Source organism: Mannheimia sp. USDA-ARS-USMARC-1261 (genome assembly GCF_000521605.1).
GTDB lineage: Bacteria > Pseudomonadota > Gammaproteobacteria > Enterobacterales > Pasteurellaceae > Mannheimia > Mannheimia indoligenes.
In genome coordinates this window covers 1550723-1571396 of the sequence record NZ_CP006942.1, presented here as the reverse complement: position 1 = coordinate 1571396, position 20674 = coordinate 1550723, and the positions used below count along the sequence as shown (strand labels likewise).

Annotated in this window: 18 protein-coding genes; 9 read left to right on the top strand and 9 right to left on the bottom strand. The window is 38.2% G+C overall.

Annotated features, from left to right (window positions below; translation table 11 throughout):
- Position 1: 1 nt before the first annotated feature.
- From X781_RS07490 to grpE, 3 genes are all read right to left on the bottom strand, one after another.
- Complete coding sequence (locus tag X781_RS07490; protein WP_025217050.1) at positions 2–454, bottom strand: DUF441 domain-containing protein; 453 nt, start codon at positions 452–454, stop codon at positions 2–4.
- Between the two features lie 58 nt (positions 455–512).
- The gene (locus tag X781_RS07485) at positions 513–803 is read right to left on the bottom strand and encodes a hypothetical protein (RefSeq protein WP_025236270.1); all 291 of its coding nucleotides are present in this window, start codon (positions 801–803) and stop codon (positions 513–515) included.
- 96 nt (positions 804–899) lie between these two features.
- Positions 900–1493 (bottom strand): nucleotide exchange factor GrpE, encoded by a 594-nt coding sequence (gene grpE / locus X781_RS07480; RefSeq protein WP_025236269.1) that lies wholly within the window; start codon positions 1491–1493, stop codon positions 900–902.
- Between the two features lie 220 nt (positions 1494–1713).
- On the opposite strand from grpE, the gene X781_RS07475 reads away from it, so the two are divergent.
- Together X781_RS07475 and X781_RS07470 are read left to right on the top strand one after the other, a co-directional pair.
- Positions 1714–2805, top strand: a complete 1092-nt coding sequence (locus X781_RS07475; protein WP_025236268.1) for an extracellular solute-binding protein — start codon at positions 1714–1716, stop codon at positions 2803–2805.
- A 139-nt stretch (positions 2806–2944) separates the two neighbouring features.
- The gene (locus X781_RS07470; protein ID WP_025236267.1) at positions 2945–4336 is read left to right on the top strand and encodes an MATE family efflux transporter; all 1392 of its coding nucleotides are present in this window, start codon (positions 2945–2947) and stop codon (positions 4334–4336) included.
- A 91-nt stretch (positions 4337–4427) separates the two neighbouring features.
- Here the strand turns inward: X781_RS07470 and X781_RS07465 are convergent, their stop codons facing one another.
- On the bottom strand, positions 4428–5543 hold the full coding sequence (locus X781_RS07465; protein WP_025236266.1) for a porin: 1116 nt from the start codon (positions 5541–5543) through the stop codon (positions 4428–4430).
- A 502-nt stretch (positions 5544–6045) separates the two neighbouring features.
- On the opposite strand from X781_RS07465, the gene recB reads away from it, so the two are divergent.
- Positions 6046–9570, top strand: a complete 3525-nt coding sequence (recB, locus tag X781_RS07460) for an exodeoxyribonuclease V subunit beta (RefSeq protein ID WP_025236265.1) — start codon at positions 6046–6048, stop codon at positions 9568–9570.
- A gap of 39 nt (positions 9571–9609) precedes the next feature.
- On the opposite strand, the gene greB is transcribed toward recB, so the two are convergent.
- From greB to X781_RS07445, 3 genes are all read right to left on the bottom strand, one after another.
- Positions 9610–10092, bottom strand: a complete 483-nt coding sequence (greB, locus tag X781_RS07455; RefSeq protein ID WP_025236264.1) for a transcription elongation factor GreB — start codon at positions 10090–10092, stop codon at positions 9610–9612.
- Between the two features lie 50 nt (positions 10093–10142).
- Positions 10143–11423 (bottom strand): aminopeptidase PepB, encoded by a 1281-nt coding sequence (gene pepB, locus X781_RS07450; RefSeq protein WP_025236263.1) that lies wholly within the window; start codon positions 11421–11423, stop codon positions 10143–10145.
- Between the two features lie 150 nt (positions 11424–11573).
- Positions 11574–12395, bottom strand: a complete 822-nt coding sequence (locus X781_RS07445; RefSeq protein ID WP_025236262.1) for a 5'-nucleotidase, lipoprotein e(P4) family — start codon at positions 12393–12395, stop codon at positions 11574–11576.
- A gap of 145 nt (positions 12396–12540) precedes the next feature.
- On the opposite strand from X781_RS07445, the gene X781_RS07440 reads away from it, so the two are divergent.
- On the top strand, positions 12541–13485 hold the full coding sequence (locus X781_RS07440; RefSeq protein ID WP_025236261.1) for a bile acid:sodium symporter family protein: 945 nt from the start codon (positions 12541–12543) through the stop codon (positions 13483–13485).
- A gap of 96 nt (positions 13486–13581) precedes the next feature.
- On the opposite strand, the gene X781_RS07435 is transcribed toward X781_RS07440, so the two are convergent.
- Together X781_RS07435 and X781_RS07430 are read right to left on the bottom strand one after the other, a co-directional pair.
- Entirely contained in the window at positions 13582–14745 is a 1164-nt protein-coding gene (locus X781_RS07435) for an efflux RND transporter periplasmic adaptor subunit (protein WP_025236260.1), read from the bottom strand.
- Positions 14746–14803: 58 nt separating this feature from the next.
- Positions 14804–15619: a Cof-type HAD-IIB family hydrolase gene (locus X781_RS07430; RefSeq protein ID WP_025236259.1), complete on the bottom strand. Its 816-nt coding sequence runs from the start codon at positions 15617–15619 to the stop codon at positions 14804–14806.
- A 476-nt stretch (positions 15620–16095) separates the two neighbouring features.
- On the opposite strand from X781_RS07430, the gene leuA reads away from it, so the two are divergent.
- From leuA to X781_RS07405, 5 genes are all read left to right on the top strand, one after another.
- Positions 16096–17640, top strand: coding sequence for a 2-isopropylmalate synthase (gene leuA, locus X781_RS07425; protein WP_025236258.1), 1545 nt, complete (start codon positions 16096–16098; stop codon positions 17638–17640).
- Between the two features lie 231 nt (positions 17641–17871).
- Positions 17872–18444: an RNA polymerase sigma factor RpoE gene (rpoE, locus tag X781_RS07420; RefSeq protein WP_025236257.1), complete on the top strand. Its 573-nt coding sequence runs from the start codon at positions 17872–17874 to the stop codon at positions 18442–18444.
- Between the two features lie 47 nt (positions 18445–18491).
- Positions 18492–19103: a sigma-E factor negative regulatory protein gene (locus X781_RS07415; protein WP_081732109.1), complete on the top strand. Its 612-nt coding sequence runs from the start codon at positions 18492–18494 to the stop codon at positions 19101–19103.
- 188 nt (positions 19104–19291) lie between these two features.
- The gene (locus tag X781_RS07410; protein WP_235068737.1) at positions 19292–20245 is read left to right on the top strand and encodes a MucB/RseB C-terminal domain-containing protein; all 954 of its coding nucleotides are present in this window, start codon (positions 19292–19294) and stop codon (positions 20243–20245) included.
- Complete coding sequence (locus tag X781_RS07405) at positions 20242–20673, top strand: SoxR reducing system RseC family protein (protein ID WP_025236254.1); 432 nt, start codon at positions 20242–20244, stop codon at positions 20671–20673. Before X781_RS07410 ends, X781_RS07405 begins: the two co-directional genes overlap by 4 nt.
- Position 20674 lies beyond the last annotated feature (1 nt).

The window sequence follows — 20674 nt, the reverse complement described above, 5'->3', positions numbered from 1 at the left end:
GCTATACTTTCCCAATAATCAACGATAAAATGCCTGCCGCGATGAGTGGACCAACGGGGACTCCCTTAAATAATGCAACGCCAATAATTGTGCCGATGAGTAAGCCTGTTACTAAAACAGGTTGATTGCCCATCAAGCCCACGCCGCGTCCTCCAAGCCACGCCACCAGTACACCGGCAATAATAGACACCAGCATTTTCCAGTTCAATAACTGATTGAGTTCAGGGAGCATAATTCGCCCTGAAACCAGAGGGCTAAGTACACCAATAGTTAAAATAATGATCCCGATTTTTAAACCATATTGATCGATAAAAGGAATATATTTAGAGAGTAGCGTTTGTTGCATAATCAGCAATACTGCGGCGGAAATTGTAACGGCATTGTTTTGGCTGACTAAGCCCAGTACAATTAGTACAACTAACAGTAGGGCAACAGAGTTAAATTGTAATGTCATAGTTATTTAAAAATGTAAAATCCCTTATCTCAGAGAGATAAGGGAGAATTAGAGTTGGTTAGTTGATGAATTTCATCAGCCCCATAAGAACGCCGACGCCAGCCAAAATAAAACCTGCCATTTTATACATTGATGATGTTAATCTTACTTCAAGCTGAGAAATTTCAGTTCGAATTTCTGCTTTTAGCTCTTTAAGATCTTGCTTGGTAGCTAATGCCGATTGGCTTTGTTCCAATGCATCATCAAGAGCATCGGCAAAAGCTTCTGCAATTTCCGGAGATTGGTTCGCTTCTTGTAGCTTTTTCACAAAGCGTAATTTGTCAAATCGTAGGCTCATCGTTGTTTCCACTTTTAGCTCCTTTTGCTATTGAATGACAGGCTAAATTTAGCACAGCTACAAAAGGACATTTTGGCTAATTTTGCGATCTGCGTCGAAAAATTGGGATTAAGCAGCAACCATTACCATTGCAGGGCGGATTACACGACCGTGTAAGGTGTAACCTTTTTGCAATACGGTGCTGATATGGTTTGTTTCAATGCCTTCTGCCGGTTGCATAGAAATGGCTTCGTGGAGTTCCGGATTAAAGGCTTCACCCACTTCGCCCATTGCCACTACGCCGAATTTCGCCAATGTATTGATAAACTCTTTATGGGTCATTTCAACTCCGTCTACTAAGGCTTGGGTTGTTTCATCGGTAACTGCTTTATCTAAAGCATCTAAACCACGTTCTAGGTTATCAACTACATTTAATAGCTCTTTAGAAAATTTTTCTAATGCAAATTTGTGAGCTTTTTCCACATCTTGTTCGGTACGGCGACGAATATTTTGAATTTCTGCCTGTGCACGAAGTTGAATATCCTGTTCACGCTTATCGGCTTCTGCAATATAAGTTTCTAATTCAGTAATTCGAGCTTGAGCAAGAGCTAAAGGATCTTCTTGAGGGGCATTTTCTTCTTGCTGAGCTTCTTCATTTACAACTTCAGGTTGAATTTCTTCTTGTTTTACTTCGTCTTGTAAGTTTTCATTTTGAGTGGTCATCTTTAATCCTCTTAAAGCCTAATTTGGAAATTATAAATCTTCCTTAATATAGCGATAAATTAAGGGATTTCAAGCTCATCATAAAGTTTTTTGCCAAAAATTACATTTTTAATAAGAAAAGGCTTGCAAAATCTAGGGGGTGGCTTAAAATTCGCTAGTCTTTAACGCCCTTAGGCAAGGCTATATTTTTTACTCACTTTCTTTTAACGGAGAAACTTAAATGAAAAAATTAGCGGGTTTATTTGCAGCAGGTTTAGCAACAGTTGCATTAACAGCGTGTAATGAAGAAAAAGCAGCAGAACCAAAAGCGGCTGCGGAAGCGAAACCTCAAGCAACAAATCAAACAGTTCACCTTTATACTTGGACTGAATATGTACCTGAAGGCTTGTTAGATGAATTTACCAAAGAAACGGGCATTAAAGTAGAAGTTTCAAGTCTTGAATCTAACGAAACAATGTACGCTAAATTAAAATTACAAGGTAAAGATGGCGGTTATGATGTTATCGCTCCATCAAACTACTTTGTTTCTAAAATGGCAAAAGAAGGGATGTTGGCGGAGTTAGATCACGCTCAACTACCGGTTATTAAAGAATTAAACCCAGACTGGTTAAATAAACCTTATGACCAGGGTAATAAATACTCATTACCGCAATTATTAGGAGCACCGGGTATTGCGTTTAATACTGCTGATTATAAAGGCGATGCTTTCACCTCTTGGGGCGATTTATGGAAACCTGAATTTGCTAATAAAATCCAATTATTAGATGATGCTCGTGAAGTGTTCAATATCGCATTATTAAAATTAGGTAAAAATCCAAATACTACAGATCCAGAAGAGATCAAAGCAGCTTATGAAGAATTGAAAAAATTACGTCCAAACGTACTTTCATTTACTTCAGACAATCCGGCTAACTCATTTATTTCAGGTGAGGTTTCTGTAGGTCAATTATGGAATGGTTCTGTTCGTATTGCGAAGAAAGAAAATGCACCTGTTGATATGGTATTCCCACAAGAAGGACCGGTACTTTGGGTAGATACTTTAGCAATTCCAGCAAGTGCAAAAAATAAAGAAAATGCACATAAATTAATTAACTACTTATTAAGTGCAAAAGTAGCTGAGAAATTAACATTAGCGATTGGTTATCCAACTTCAAACGTTGAGGCATTAAAAACGTTACCAAAAGAGATTACAGAAGATCCAGCAATTTATCCATCAGCTGAAGTGTTACAAAAATCTCAATGGCAAGATGACGTAGGTGATGCTATTGAACTTTACGAAAAATACTACCAAGAGTTAAAAGCAGCAAAATAATTGCTGATTGATTATTAAGCCTCTGGAGAGCAATTTCCGGAGGCTTTTTCTTTGGTTGTAAAAAGTTGCAAAAATTTTGAAAAAAACGACCGCTTTCTAAGGTAGAATAATAAGTCCGCCTAGATTTTAAGAGGTTACTATGAATTTAAGATGGCAAGAATATCCGGAAAATGCCCGTAAATTATTTAAATTATCGCTGCCGATTTTTATTTCCCAGCTTTCCGCCTCCGGAATGGGCTTAGCTGATATTGTGATGGCTGGCTTGGTAAGCGATGATGATGTTTCTGCAATTGCAGTCAGTAATTCTATTTACTTTCCGCTCTTCCTATTTGTGTTAGGGCTTTTAAATGCCATTACACCTACCGTTTCGTACTTAAACGGTTCAGGTAATCGCCATTTAATTGCAAACCAAGTACGACAAGGTTATTGGATTGTATTTGTAATGTCTATTCCACTGATGACTATTTTTCTAAACAGCCATCTGATTTTAGATTTAATGGAAACACCCACTGAGTTTTCAATCAAATCACAGCAATATTTAGCGGTAATGGCAGTAGGGCTAATTCCTGCTTTACTTGGCGTAGCTTTACGTTGTATGAACGATGGACTATCTAACCCAAAACCTGCAATGCGAATTACCTTTTTCGGCTTATTGCTTAATATTCCGCTTAACTATATTTTCATTTTTGGTAAATTGGGTTTACCTGAAATGGGGGCGGTAGGCTGTGGAGTAGCAACGGCGATTATAAACTGGATTATGTTCTTTTTAATGCTGCACTATTGCTACCATAACCCGGCACAAAAAGACATTAAATTATTTGAAAAATGGCTTGAAGCACCAAGCGGTCAAATTTTACTAAAACTTTGCAAATTAGGTTTGCCGATTGCTTTTGCAATTTTCACCGAAGTGATGTTGTTCTCAACCTCCGCTCTCTTTCTTTCACCACTTGGCTCGCAAGTCGTTGCAAGCCATCAAGCAGCTTTGCAAACCAGTTCGCTGTTTTTTATGATCCCGATGTCATTTGGAATTGCAACCACGATTATGATTGGGCAAACGTTAGGCGAAAAAAATGTAGAAAGAGCGAAGGTGCTAAGCTATCACTCACTTATTACCGCCGCTATCTTAGCGATTATTGCAGCTATCATTATTATTTTGCTGAAAAATGTTATTCCACTTGCCTTTACTAGTAATCCTGTATCTATTGCAATTACAGCACATTTACTGATTTTCGCAGCGGTTTACCAAATTCCCGATGCCATTCAAGCAGTAGCAAATGGTATTTTACGTGGTTACAAACACACTCAACCTATTTTATATGTAACTATTTTCTGTTATTGGGTGGTGAGTATGCCACTTGGTTATATTTTGGCAAGAACCGATTGGATTGTACAACCAATGGCTGCACAGGGGTTTTGGCTTGTGTTTTGCATTGGCTTAAGTTTGGCGGGGGGATTATTACTTTGGCAAATACAAAAAATTCAATCTATACCTGAAGCTCAATTAATTGAAAAGTTAGAAAGGATTAAATAAATTAACACTCAGTTGTATTGATGTATTGATTCTAGGCGATAAAAAAGCCACTCTTTCGAGTGGCTAATTAAACTAAGGTGAATTTTGGAGATTAGAAATTGATACGAACACCTGCAGCAATACGGCTATCTTTCTCGATAGTTTCGCCAGCTTGTTTGGTTCTGCCTTTACCACCTTCAAGATATACGAATGTAGAGCTGTTGAAGTTATGGTCAACACCTAGTTTCCAGCCTAAGTTTTTCGCTTTAGCTTGACCAGCATTTTGACCTGTACCGAATAATACACCACCGTAGATGCTATTTTGTGGAGTTACCGCATATTTCACACCCACATCAAAGCGGCTGATTTTTTCAAACGTTTTTGAACCAAATGTTTGGAATTTAAAGAATTCATTTTTTGATTTACCATAAGCCCAGTCGATACCTGCTGTAAAGTTGCCGTAATTGATATCAAAGCCTACACCTGCAAATTTACGTTTGAATTCTTCTTCTTTGCCGTAAGTAACAGTTTCTTTTAAACATACTCTTTTTACTGGGGTTACTGCATTTCCATCTTTATCAGTTACTGCTACATATCCTTCACATACTGGTGGGTTAGCTACACCTGCTTTAGCTGCAGTTACTTCACCGTAACCTGAACCGAAGCGTACGTTTGCATCGCCTAATTTACCGTCATAGAATAAACCGAATTGGAAACCTTGACCTTCATCTATTTTAGCTTTATCTGAATGACCTACATAGTAGTCTGCTGCGAAGCGTACGCCGTTAAATTTTGCAGACATAAAGTGTAATGCTTTACCGTGAGAATCTAAGAATACGTTACCACCCATTTCTTTCGTATAGTTAGCTTTAGGAATGTGGTCACCTAATACTAATTGTTTACCGAAAGTTAAAGAACCGATATCGTTATGGCGAATACCCCCGAATACACGTTGTGCACGGATGTCGTCACCAAAACCGGTTTTAGAAAAACGTAGTTCAGCAGATGCTAAAGCTTCATAACCATTACCAATTTCTTGGAATGCACGCACACCCAAACGCGAACCTTTATCTGCAACATCAGTGCGTTTATTTTCAGCTTTAATAACTTCTAATGCAACACGACCGTATAGATCAACTTTAGCACCGTCTTTATCGTAAATAACGGTTGCGTTTGCCCCACTGGCAGCCATTGCTGCAACTGCTAATGCAAGAAGTGTTTTTTTCATAATGTTTTCCTTATAGTAGTTAGTAGTTAGAGTTTCAACAAGCTAGTTACCTAGCAACGTTAAAAATCGTGTAACACAAAGTGTTCCCTTGTTGTGGCGAAATTTACATAAATAAATTTTTTTCGTCAAATTTTGAGGGTTTTGGGGAACTTTTATAAAATGATTAAAAATCAATAAGTTATGAATTTTTAGTGAAATTTTACTCCATTTAAAAATGAGGGCTAGATCACATTTTCAATAATTCTTTTGGAGTGAAGTTTTCAAGGTGAAAATTAACTTATTGATTTATATATATTTTTTTAGGAGATGGAAAGAGGGGGATTTTATGTGTACACAAAAACGAAAAAAATTCAAACTTTTATTTAGATTTGTGAGCTTGATCACATAATAAATGAAATTTTTCTCCGAGATAGAATAAAAAAGAGTAAATTTGGTTCACACTAGCCATTCTTTTTCTTTATAGATAAAATCTTATTATTTGTCGTTTTCCTACTTTTACGTTATGCAAAATCTAAATCCTATTAAATTACCCTTAAATAAATCTGTCTTAATTGAAGCCTCTGCCGGTACGGGGAAGACGTTTACCATTGCCAATATTTACTTACGTTTATTGCTAGGCGTAGGTGTTATGCCTTTAACTGTTGAGCAAATTTTAGTGGTAACTTTTACCAAAGCAGCAACGGAGGAGCTGAAAAATCGTATCCGAAAAAATATTCAGCAATGTGCCGATTTTTTAAAAGATAAAGTGAATGGGGAGAAAACAGAAAATAAATCTTATGCTAATAATCTCGAATTTTTAGAGCACCTCTATCCGCATATCAATCACATTCACGAAGCATTATTACGTTTGAGCATTGCCGAACGTGAAATTGATACTGCCAGTGTTTTTACCATTCACAGCTTCTGTCAAAAAATGTTGGTGCAATTTGCCTTTGAATCGGGCGTGCGATTTGATCTTGATTTACAGCCGAACCAATCTGATTTACTGAAAAAATTAAGCGAAGATGTATGGCGAGAGCAGTTTTATCCGCAAGGGGTAAAAGAAAGTGAAATTATTTCAGCTGAATTAACTACACCGGAAAGAGCGTTAAGTGCGGTAAGAAATTATTTAGCAAGTGAGTTGCCCAAGCCGAAAGCGTTTCTAGCTCAAGATTTTACGGAACAGTTGGCACAATATAATCGATTTATTGATGAAGTGAAATCTTACTGGAAAGCCAATGGTGAAGCGTTAGTGGAAGCCATTAGGCACGATCTCAAAAATAAAACGACGTTACACGGTAGTTGGTATCGCTCTGCTACTTTTGAAACGGGTGTTATTGTGATGAACCAATGGGTAAATTCGTCAAATCGTGATTTGCCAGACGAGTTCTATCTGTTTACTACGGAGAAAATAGCCGCAGGCACGAAGAAAAGTTGTGAGCCAATGGATTTACCTCAACTTGCAAAAAATCAGGATTTTTTGACCGCTTATCAGCAGCAGTTTGAAAATAGCTTAAAAGCGATTTTACTCTATCAATTTTTAATAAGCTTAAAAACCAAGCTGGCAGAATATAAGCAATCGCACCCGGAGCGTGGTTTTGATGATTTACTCACAATGCTTAATCAAGCGTTGAAAAATCCGCAAACAGGTAAAGCGTTAGCCCAAAAAATTCGCTCTATTTACCCCTTTGCGATGATCGATGAGTTCCAAGATACCGATCTAACCCAATATGAAATTTTCAGCCAAATTTTTATGGAAGGGCAGAGCGATAACGGCTTTATTATGATCGGTGATCCGAAACAGTCGATCTACAAATTTCGTGGGGCGGATATTTTCACTTATTTGAGAGCGGCAAAGCAGGCTGACGAGCAATTTACGCTTGGCAAAAACTGGCGTTCTTTGCCTGAAGTAGTGCAAGCGGTCAATAATTTGTTTTATTTTGCAAATAAGGATAAATCGCCATTTCTTTATGATGACATCGGTTTTCACCCTGTTGAAGCAGACGGTCGCAAAGGTAAGCTAATGAGTGAGCAAGGGCATTTTGTTTGCTACACCAGAGATAAAACCAATCTCGATGAGAGAGCAGAAATTTGTGCATACCAAATCCATCAACAACTTAAGGCAATGAATGAGGGGAAATTCGGGATTGAGAAAAATGGCGAGTTCAGCCCTTTTGAGCCAAAGGATATTACCATTCTAGTGCGAAAAGGCTCACAAGCAAAACGCATTAAAAAAGCCCTAGCCAAGAGAAATATTAAATCCGTTTATTTAGCGGAATCGGCTTCTGTATTTGGTTCTGAAATTGCAACTGAACTTTGTTGGATTTTGCAAGCCGGGCTTAACCCTTACAATTATAAAGCATTATTATCCGCTTTAGGTTCAACCCTTTGGGGGCTAAGTGCAGTAGAAATTTATCGCTACAAAGAAAATGAAATGTTGTGGGATTTAAAGGTCAATCAGTTTGTGGAATACAGCACCATTTGGAAAGAGCAAGGCATTTTGCCGATGTTGCATAAAATCTATTTGGAGCAAGGTATTATTGAACGATTAAAAGGCTTGCCAAATGCGGATCGTTTGATTACAGATTTGCTCCATTTAACCGAAATTCTGCAAGAAACATCGCAGGCGTTGGAATCTGAAGCGGAACTGGTGCGTTGGTATGAAAAGCAAATTAGCTCACCCGATTTTAATGATGAACAGCAACTTCGCCTTGAAAGTGAAGAAGAGCTGATTAAAATTGTTACCATTCACGGCTCGAAAGGATTGCAATATCCGATTGTTTGGTTGCCGTTTGCAGCGGAAAAAAGCGAGGGCGATACTAAGGTTAATTTAGGCTTGTATCGTAATCAAAAAGGTGATCTGGATTGGTATTTAGGTGAAGAAGAGGCGAAAGAGCAAATTCAAAATGAAGCCTATGCGGAAGATCTCCGTCTGTTTTATGTTGCATTAACCCGTGCGGAATCTCAGCTCAATTTAGTGTTACCAAAAATGATTTCAGGCTGGAGCCCGTTACATTATTTATTGGCAGAAGGTGAATTACCGAAAGATGAAGTGAGTGTGGCAGACTATTTTGAGAAAAAGCAGATTTCAGCCGATATTATTGAAGTAGCAGAGCATTTACCTTTTAGCCGTTGGGAAAGTGGTAAAACGGAGGAAAGTTATCAAGCCAAAACCTTTAGTGGCAATATTCGGGTAGTGGGGCAGATTACGAGCTTTACTTCACTTTATGCACAACACGAGCGTTTTAGTGAAGGTAAAGCAGAAAGAGTGATAGATTTAGCCCAAGACAAAGATGTCCATATTGACCTCATTGAGCCGGATTACACGATGGAAACTGATGCTTTTTCACCATTCCAATTTCCGCACGGCATTAAAGTTGGTACTGTGTTGCACAGTTTTTTTGAGCATTGCCGATTTGGCGAACAAATTGATAAAGAAAGTGTGGCGAAAGTGTGTGAACAATTAGGTTTAAGTGAAGAATGGCTCGAGCCAACATTAGGCTGGTTTGAGCGTATTCTTGCTACTCCTCTGCCGGAAGCAAATTTCTGTTTAAAAGAGATCGATGAAACTAAACGGTTAAATGAATGGCAATTCTATTTACGCTTAAAAAATGATAAAGCTTTGCACCAATTAAATGCGTTATTAAAACAACATAGCCCTTTAGCAAAAAATTTGCCTGAACTGCAATTACCGCAATTAGAAGGCTTTGTGCGTGGCTTTGTGGATTGTATTGTGCAGATGAATGGAAAATTCTATCTTATTGACTACAAATCGAATTTCTTAGGTTATTTGCCACAAAATTATTCCACAGAAAATATTCAGCGAGAAATGGGCAGACAGCGTTATGATTTACAATATTTGCTTTATACTCTTGCCGTGCACCGTTATCTAACTGTTCGTCTAAGTGAAAATTACGATTATGAACGTGATTTTGGGGGCGTTGCGTATCTTTTCTTACGGGCTATGAATGGAGAGAGTGCAAGCGGTGTTTATTTTGACAAACCAAGCAAATTGCTAATTGAAGAAATGGATAGGTTGTTTGGGTAGATAGAGTAGGGGCAAATTGCAATTTGCCCCTACAAATGATTAGCCCGCTTGCTCATACCAAATCTTGTTAATATAAAGCAACACTTTTCCCATAGGTGTTTCTACCCGAATTTCATCGTCCACCTGTTTGCCGATTAACGCACGGGCGACCGGAGAGTCTATCGAAATCCAGTTTTTTGCCGGGTCAAATTCATCACAACCAACAATGCGATATTGTTTCGCCTCACCTTCTTCATTTTCGAGCTCAATCCAAGCACCAAAAAAGACTTTGCCTTCTTGTTTCGGGTGATAATCGACAATTTGTAACACCTCTAGCCGTTTAGAGAGAAAACGCACACGGCGGTCGATTTCACGCAAGCGACGTTTACCGTAAATATATTCCGCATTTTCGCTGCGGTCGCCTAGTGCCGCTGCATCAGAAACCGCTTGCGTAACTTTTGGGCGTTCTTCCTTCCATAAAAATTTCAGCTCTTGATCTAAGGCTTGCCAGCCTGAGCGGGTAATGTAATTTGATTTAGCCATAATTATTCAATTGTTAGTAGGGCAAATTGCAATTTGCCCTACGAAGCTTGTTATTTTGAGAGTAACAAATTTGCGATTGTTTTGATACCAAGCCCTGTTGCACCCGCAGCCCATAAATCGCTTGCGGTTTTGCGGAATGTAGCAGAAGCATCAATATGTAACCAGTTTTGCTGGTAGTTTTCTACAAAGTAAGATAAAAATGCGGTTGCCGTACTTGCACCTGCCCCAACGGGTACAGAACCGATATTAGCAATATCAGCGAATGAAGAAGAAATTTGCCCTCGGTGGAGTTCTTCAAACGGTAAACGCCAGAATGGTTCGTTTTCATCTTTTGCCGAGCTGAATAGAGCGTTTGTTAGGTTATCATCCATTGAAAGCACGGAATGGTAGTCGTTCCCCACCGCCACTTTTGCTGCTCCGGTGAGCGTTGCCGCATCAATAATAAATTGTGGATTTTGTTTTGAGGCATCAATTAAACCATCGGCTAACACCAAACGCCCTTCCGCATCAGTATTGAGCACTTCAACAGTAACGCCGTTGCGGTAAGTAATGATATCGCCCAGTTTGAATGCATTGTGGCTGACCATATTTTCTGCACAGCAGAGATAAAGTTTTACACGTTTGTTTAAACCACGAGAAATCGCAAAAGCAAGTGAGCCTGTTAAGAGTGCCGCTCCGCCCATATCGGTACGCATTGTGCTCATTCCATCACTTGGTTTTAAACTGTAGCCGCCGGTGTCGAAGGTAATTCCTTTACCGACTAAGCAGGCAAGCACAGGGGTATTTTCATCACCTGTTGGATTAAAGTCTAATTTTAATAAAGCAGGGGGATTGTTTGAGCCTTTACCCACCGTCCAAATGCCGTGATAGTCTTTTTCTTTTAACGCTTTGCCACGAATGATTTCATAAGAAACTGTGTTTGGTTTTGCAATATTTTGGATAAATTCACCCGCTTGTTGAGCCAATTTTTCAGGGGTTAAGCTCTCAGACGGCTCGTTAATTAACTCACGCACGAAAGTAGCACATTTTACTCGGTTATCAAATTCCGCTTGTTGTTCGCCTAAATTAGGGTATTCCACAGAGCCTTGATTTTTAACTGAATTGAAACCTTGATGGAACGCCCAACATTCTTCTAAATTCCAGCCATCGCCAGCTAATGCCACATTCAAAATACCTTGATTTTTAATTTTACGAGCGGCTTTTTGAACGGTGGCTAAATCATTTTTTGGGTTGTGAACGATAAAGCCTGCATCATTAACAGAAAGTAGAGCATTTTTTCCCCAAATTTCAGGGGCAGCTTGTTGGGAAAGTGTAATTTTCATTGCTGTCATTGTTCGTTCCTTATTGTTTTAGTATGAGTTGAAAGCGTGGTTATCCTAACAAACTTTTGCAAAGTTTTATAGAAAAATGACCGCTTGTAATCGGATAAAAGATTTACAAGCGGTCGTTATTTAGGGATTTTTTACAAATAGTTGAGCGGATTATTTACCGTCCCACGCATTGATTGCATTGTGGCGGATTTTTACACGGCTTTCTGCATTACCTTTGTAGTAATTTTTATCTAAACCACCTTCCCAGTCGCCGTAGTTCGGGTTTGGTAATACAATAAATTTTTTACCGAATAATTTACTATTTTCAGCTACAAATGCACGGCGTTCTGCGTTTGATTTGCGGTAAGTTGCATCACCGAAATCGTTTAGGTTATCGCCCACATAAAGCACGATCTCATAACCTTGTTTTTCGATTTCTTCAAAACGAGGAGTTTTGTTAGATTTATCTTTTTTCAAGAATAACGTTTTTTCACTCACGCCATTAAAGCCGAGTTTGTTCATATCATCGATAGTGCCTGCTTTTTCGCCGTCATCTTTACGGTTTGAAACATAAAATACCGTGCCTTTATGGCTGTTTACATAGTTGTTAAATTCAACGGCACCGGCAATAGCTCCGGTTTGACGGGCATTTACCCAGCGTGTCCAGCTTTCGCCATCAAAAGGCTTATGATTTTTTACTTGCCAGCCGGCGTATGGGCTGTTATCCATCATTGTTTCATCTAAATCAACAACAACAGCTTTTTTCTTGCCTTTTTTCACTTTTGCCTGATCAAAAGCAACTTTTGCCGTGTTAAATGCTTGATGAGCTAAAGCTTGGTATTCACCGGATTGTTGTACCCAATTTATGCCTAAGGTTGCTTGCTCTTGCAACACCATTTGATGATGTTCATCACTATTTGAGTGAGTGTGAGTACAAGCGGTTAGAACAAATAAAGCGGTGAGGCTCATTGCGGAAAGTTTTAAGTTTTTCATAAAGATATCCTTAAATTTTTTGTTGATAAACGAAATTATTATACCTAAAAAGAGGCATTCATTACTATAGTTTTTATGACCGCTATTCACTTTTACTGAAAACTAAGTTAGGCTATTAACCTTTTTATAACAATATAGAGGCAATATGCAAACATTATTAAAATTTACGCAATTTGTTAGCAAAACTTTCGCTATTTGGGTGGTGGTTTTCGCTTTCATTGCGGCACAATTCCCTGAAACTTTTAAACAATTTGTTCCTTGGATTCCATATCTTTTAGGTATCGTAATGCTTGGAATGGGTTTAACCTTAACATTCAAAGATTTTGCTGAAGTTACAAAAAATCCAAAATCAGTGATTATCGGTGTTATCGCTCAATTCGTGGTAATGCCAAGTGTTGCTTATGGATTGGCAAAAGCATTTAATTTACCGCCTGATTTAGCCATTGGTGTAATTTTAGTTGGCTGTTGTCCGGGTGGAACATCGTCAAATGTGATGACTTATTTAGCTCGTGGTAACACGGCTTTATCGGTGGCTTGCACAACCATTTCAACCTTATTAGCACCTGTTTTAACTCCTGCTATTTTCTACTTATTTGCCAGCCAGTGGTTAGAAATTAATGCAACGGCGATGTTTATTTCTGTGCTACAAATGGTGTTGTTGCCTATTTTTGTTGGCGTCGTTATTCGTACTATCTTCAAGCAGAAAGTAGAACAGTTCAGCCAAACAATGCCGTTAATTTCAGTGATTGCGATTGTATTAATTGTAACGGCGGTGGTTTCAGTAAGTCGTGATCGCATTATTGAATCCGGTTTATTAATTTTTGCAGTGGTCGCCTTACACAACGGTTTAGGTTATTTAATCGGTTATTTAGCGAGCCGCTTATTTAAACTGCCTATTGCAGATAGCAAAGCAGTAGCAATTGAAGTGGGTATGCAGAACTCAGGTTTAGGGGCAGCACTTGCCGCATTACACTTTAAAGCAAATCCTGTGATTGCTGTGCCGAGTGCGGTATTTAGCTTCTGGCACAATATTTCAGGTCCTATCTTGGCGATGATTTTTGCGAAGATGAAAAACGATAATGAGAAATAAACATTCGTTTTAATATAGAAACAGGCAAGCGGTTAAATTTTTCTTATTTTTTGCAAAATATGAAGGAAATTTAACCGCTTGTTATTTAGAAAGGATTTAGAGAATTCTTGGTCCTCTTGTTGTACTTATTTTTTCTCCATCTGCTCTTTGCGTAACAATAACCTGATCGCCTTCATTTAATCCTGTTACAATTTCGGTATTTTGCGTATCAGAAATGCCGATTTGTATCGGTTTCTCAACCGACAGCCCATTCTCTAGCACTAACACATAATTTTCTTTTCCACGTTTTTTAATTACGTTAGTGGGAACAACTAAAACCTGCTCTCGTTTATCAATGGTAATTTGAGCTTGGGTTGTCATTCCAATGCGTAAACTATTATCGGAATTATCAATCGACACATTGGCATAGTAATAAACCGCCTCAGTATTGCCTGATTTTTCTGTATAGTTGTTGTCGGTAAGTGTTGTGAGTGCAGGATCAACAGAATCAATGGTTGCTAAATACTCTCGATTAGGTTCAGCAAGAGTAGAAAATTTGACTTGTTGTCCAACTTTTACTTGAGCAATATCGCCTTCTGAAATTTCAAGTTTAATCAGCATTTTAGATAAATCCGCCACTTGCACAATGGTAGGTGAAGTTTGATTAGAATTCACCGTTTGTCCGACAGAAACAGGCACAGATACAATCACACCATCCATTGGCGAGATGATTTGAGTGTAATTTAAATTGGTTTGAGCATTATTGACCGAGATTTCTGCGGATTTTAATTGTGCTTTGATGTTATCAACTGTCGCTTTAGCTGAAGCAAGTGTATTTTTAGCTGTTTCGACGTCTGACAACGCTGCACTATTGGCTCGATATAATTTAGTTAATCGGCTGTAATTTGATTGAGCGACTTCAAGAGCAACTTGTGCAGAGGTAAGCTGTGCTTTGTATGATGCGAGTTGAGCTTGAGCAGTGCTTAACGTGTTGCTTTGGTTGCTTGAGTCAATGTCTGCAATCAAATCGCCTTGTTTAACAGTTTGCCCGAGTTCGACATAGAGTTTTTGGATTTTACCCGAAACTTGAGCCCCAACTTCCGTACGTTTGCTCGCTCGTACTGACCCTGTGGCAAGTACATTTTTATTGATTTCGGCACGGCTAACCGCCCCAGTAATATAGTGAATTTGTTGTTCATCATTTTGCTGATTGTAGTAAAAATATCCACCTATCCCGACAGCGGCAATTAGCACAAGTGTGGCTAATGTTTTACGTTTCATACTCTTCCTTTGTGATATGTTGTGCTACAAGCGGTTGTTTTTTGAAAAAATTTTGCAATTAGATGATACCAAATGTGGCTCGAATATAACTGGCAACCGCTTCATCTTTATTGTATCCAATCACTTCATTACTCGGTAATGCCAATTTTAGGCGAGGATCGGCATTTGCCATTAGACAACCTTTGCCCGCTAAGTTCAACATTTCTATATCATTCATACCGTCGCCAAAGGCAATGCAATCTTGTAATTTGTAGCCTCGTAATTTCACTAACTCTTCCAAGGCATTCGCTTTGCAAACGCCCTTTGCCATTATTTCAAGGCAGAGTAGGGCGGAATAGGTCATTTGCACACGGTCGCCATAGGTTTCTCGAATGTAATTTTCAATCGGAATTAAGGCTTCAACTGTTTTACCGATAAAAAAGACTTTCTCTGTTTCTCTGCCGTGATGGTTAGAAAAATCTGCCACTTGATAGCCAAAACCGGATTCTTGGTGGAAGTGTTTTAGCTGTGGAATCTCTTTATTGATAAACCATTCATCGCCTTGATAGCTGTTTAGGCAAACATTTTTATCGTCAAAGTTAATATTCATTAACTCAAAGGCGATATCTTCCGGCAAATAATGACTGACAATTTTTTCGCCGTCTAAATTATTGGCTCTTGCTCCATTTGAGGTAACCAGCATTGCATTTTTAGCATCTACTTTGCTGATGATATGGGAAACATCGGGGTAATTTCTGCCTGTGGCAAAAAAGATATCTACGCCTTTTTGTGATAATTTTTCTAATGTATCAATTGTAAAATCGCCAATTTTATGATGTGCATTTAACAGAGTGCCGTCGAGATCGGAAATAATGGCACGAAATGGTAGGGTCATTGTGTATCCTCAGCAGTAAAATAATGCAAGAGGCTATCAAATTTGAGTTGAAACTTCAAAGGTAAAAATAAATTTAAAATTATTTTTATAGAAATTTTAAAATTCTAAATATCATTAAAATTGATGTATTGTATTATTTTGTTTTTCTCATTTGGAGTTTTAAACCAAATATATTGTTAATGGCAAAATAATATTCTAATTTGATGGCTTCTTAATTGCGGTTAAACGGTTGCGTAAAGTGAAAAATGCTATTGACATTACCTTAGATAAAGCTAATATACACCCATTAACGAATAACAATGCAAACATAAACACACAACACAACATATGGAAAAATTTACCTTACTCCGATTATCTCTGTTATCGTATTCTGTGCGAGGATAAAGATTGGTTGGAAAAAGTAAATGGACTATCCACATTCTTGCCCGCACTTAAAATGCGGGCTTTTTTTATCCCAATAAAATGAAGGTTTTATTATGAGCAACAATAACATTATTATTTTTGACACCACCTTACGTGATGGCGAACAATCTCTAAAAGCGAGTTTAACGGTAAAAGAAAAATTACAAATTGCACTCGCGTTGGAGCGTTTAGGTGTGGATGTTATGGAAGTAGGTTTCCCTGTTTCATCATCAGGGGATTTTGAATCGGTACAAACGATTGCTCGTCATATCAAAAACAGCCGTGTGGCGGCACTTTCTCGAGCTATACCAAAAGATATTGATGCTGCTTATGAAGCCTTAAAAGTTGCAGAAGCTTTCCGTATTCACACCTTTATTGCTAGCTCGGCATTGCACGTTGAAGCAAAATTAAAGCGTTCATTTGATGATGTAGTGGAAATGGCAGTGGCAGCAGTAAAACGTGCTCGTGGCTATACCGATGATGTCGAGTTTTCGTGTGAAGATGCAGGTCGTACAGGGATTGATAACATCTGCCGTATTGTAGAAGCTGCAATCAACGCAGGGGCGACCACCGTGAATATTCCGGATACGGTTGGTTTCTGCTTGCCGAATGAGTATGGAAATATTATCCACCAAGTGATGAACCGTGTGCCGAATATCGATAAAGCAATCGTTTCTGTACATTGTCATAACGATTTAGGAATGGCAACAGCGAACTCTTTAACCGCAATCCAAAATGGGGCAAGACAGATCGAATGTACCATTAACGGTATTGGTGAGCGTGCAGGGAATACGGCATTGGAAGAAGTGGTAATGGCGATTAAAACCCGCCAAGAGTTTATGGGCGTAGATACTCGCATCAATACCCAAGAAATTCACCGTGTCAGCCAAATGGTGAGCCAGCTTTGCAATATGCCGATTCAGCCGAACAAAGCGATTGTGGGCAGCAATGCGTTCGCTCACTCATCAGGTATTCACCAAGACGGTATGCTGAAAAACAAAAATACCTACGAAATTATGTCTCCGGAAACCATTGGCTTGAAGAAAGAGAAGTTAAATTTAACCGCTCGTTCAGGTCGTGCAGCGGTAAAAGGACATATGGCGGATATGGGCTATACTGAAGCGGATTATGATTTAGATAAACTCTATGAAGCTTTCCTAGAGCTTGCTGATAAAAAAGGACAAGTTTTTGATTATGATTTAGAAGCTCTTGCTTTTATTGATATGCAACAAGGCGAAGAAAACAGATTAAAACTGGATGTGATTACGACTCAGCTGATTAGCGGTTTGCCGGCATCTGCATTTGTGCAGGTAGAACTAGACGGTGTTCGTCAAAGTGCAACTTCGCAAGGTGGTAATGGTCCGGTTGAAGCAACTTACAATGCAATTATGAACATTGTGGGTATGGAGCTTAAAATGTCGCACTATAACTTAACCGCAAAAGGCGAAGGAGCAGAAGCTTTAGGGCAGGTGGATATCGTGGTTGAATATGAAGGCAGAAAATTCCACGGTGTGGGCTTGGCGACAGATATTGTAGAAAGCTCGGCAAGAGCGTTAATTCACGCCATCAATGCGATTTACCGTTCACAAAAAGTAGCGGATTTAAAAGCAAAGAAATAAGAAGTAATAAAGTAGAGTAAATTGCAATTTGTCCTTTTCAAAGGTGATACAAGCGGTCGGATTTTTTGAAATTTTTGTAAAATTTCGCTAAAATCCGACCGCTTGTTATTTGTTTTTATCAAAAAATCAAAAAGATCAGAAAATTTTCCGTATTAGTTGGAACTTTTAGAAAAAAGCACACACTAAAGAAGTGTGCAATGGAAATGACACATTTATTAGGAGAGTCCGCAGTTGAGCGAACAAATCACCGACCAAGAATTAGTCGAAAAAGCACAAAAAGGTGATAAAAAAGCATTTAATTTACTTGTAGTACGTTATCAAAACAGGGTAGCCGGTTTGCTTACTCGCTATGTTGCAAGAGATGATATTCCAGACATTGTGCAAGAATCTTTTATTAAAGCCTATCGTTCCTTAGAATCATTTCGTGGGGAAAGTGCTTTTTACACTTGGCTTTACCGTATTGCGGTTAATACTGCAAAAAATCATTTAACTTCATTAGGCAGAAGACCTCCGAAAGAAGATATTTTAGCCGAAGATGCCGAAAGCTATGATGTTGGTACTCAGCTTCGTGAAAGTGATACACCTGAAAATTTGGTGCTATCCGAAGAATTAAAGAAAGTCGTATTTGATACGATTGAAAATTTACCTGATGAGCTTAAAACTGCAATTCGTTTAAGAGAATTAGAAGGTTTAAGTTACGAAGAAATTGCAGAAGTGATGGAGTGCCCTGTAGGAACAGTACGTTCACGTATTTTCCGTGCAAGGGAAGCAATTGATGCAAAAATTAATCCACTTATACAGTAAATCAAATAAATAGTTTTAAAAAATCTCAAAAATCATTGGAGTCGATTATGCAACAACGCATTACTCAACACGAGTACCTTTCTGCTTATATGGACGGGCAAGATGTTGATAAAGAGTTTGTAGAAACCTTAACCAATAGCCCTGAATTACAGCAAAAATGGGCTAGTTATCACACCATTCGTAATGTGATGCAAGGTGATGAAATCATCTTAGGTGCGGATTTTTCTGCGAAAATGGAAGCATTGCTTGAAAATGAAGAAATTGAATCTCAAGCAAATGTGGAAAAACCAAAAGGTTTATTACTTAAACTTAAACGTTGGGGTACTCCACTCTTACAAGCAGGTGTTGCTGCTTCAGTCTGTTTAGTTGCTGTATTTGGTGTAAATTCATTTAACGCTAATAATGAAGTGGCTCAAACTCAGCCTGTATTGCAAACTTTACCTTTCAGTAATTCTGTTGAAGCGGTAAGTTATAATGCACCGGCGAAAGATCAGCCAACTGCTGAGCAATTAGAGCTTCAGCAACGTAAAATCAATGCGTTACTAGAAAATCACGAGCTACAACGTCGTACAAATACAGTACAAGGTGTAACTTTATCAGAAGAAGAAAAACAGAAGGCTAAAACTTCTTCAAATCAAGTAGAACAGCAAAATAGATAAGATAGATTAAGGTAAGTAAGAAACCACATAATTAATTGATAATTATGTGGTTTTTTGTATGTAAATGTAGCGAAAAAACAAGAAATTACTCACAAATAGCGAAATGATTTAAAATTTTTGATAGAATAAATCAGTTTAATTTGGTTTTGAGAATAAATATGTTTATTAAGATAAAAAAATATTTTTTGATGTTCATAGCTATTTTCGCTTGTTCTGCTTTTGCGTTGGCAGATACAGGAATTAAAACGCCTTTGCTGTATTTATCCTCAATGACTGAAGCTCATAAAAAATCAAATTACGAATTACTCTATATTCTTCAGCAAAATACAGGCATAGAATCTTTTCGGTTACGCCACGCCTTTGTTAATGATAAAGAGTATGCTCAATTATTAAATCTAGATCACAATCGAGAAGAAATTATCCTGAAAGATAGCAATGTTAGTTATTTAGGATACAACTTCCGTCCTTTTAGTTTAAACAGTTCCTATATTTTAGATAACCTTCCCAATGTCATTTACGCTGATTATCATCACTTAAACGGCTATGTATTCTTAGATGCGGGTAAAGATCGTATTTCGGATAGAATAGCGAAAGTTATTCGTATTTTGCCAAAAGATAATTTCCGCTATTCTTACACGCTTTGGATTGATGAAGAGACTAATTTGTTGCTAAAAAGCCAGCTGCAAAATGAAGATAATGTAGTGTTAGAAGAATTTCGAGTGTTACAGCTTTACCAATCTCAAGAAATTGCGATGATTGCTAATGCAATTGATGTTTTAATGCTACCAACATTAACCTCTACTCAAAAAGAAGAGATAAAATCGCCTTATAACTGGGATGTGAACGAGTTACCGACAGGTTTTCGATTGGTTAAGAACCAAACAGTAAGCGGAGCAGCTTATCAGTTTGACAGTGAATATGTGGATAGCCGTTTATATAGCGATGGTTTATTGAGTTTTACGATTTATGTAATGCCGAGTCAAGGTGTCAATTTTGATGACTATGCCGGGCAGCAAGGCAAATTAACCGTTTTAAATCAGACAATCAATGATAAAGACATTGTGATTATTGGCGATGTGCCGTTAGAAGCGGCTAAGCACATTTTGGCAAACATTCAATTTAGAGAAGGAGCTTCTCAATGATAGTAGAAGAAGCGACCGTTGTAGAATATCGTAATGGTGTTGCTATTGTGCAATGCTATGCAAAAAGTGGCTGTGGCGGTTGTGCGGCAAAGGTCGCTTGTGGTACAAAAGCATTATCAGCGTTAGCTGGTGAAAAAATAGCACCACGTTTTCGCATCGCGGTTGATGAACCGTTAAATGTGGGTGATAAAATTCAGTTAGGTTTAGCTGAAAATACATTATTAAAAAGTGTCTTTCTAATTTATGGCATTCCGCTATTTATTTTAATTATAACAGCGGTCGGATTTTCACAATTTTTTGCAAATGAACTTATTGTTTTGTTTGTAATGTTGCTTTTTACAGGAATCAGTTTCTGGGCTGTAAAAAAATTTATTGATAAACGCAGTCAGCAAGTAAATTTTTCGCCTATTTTTTTAGGCAAGGTTTAGG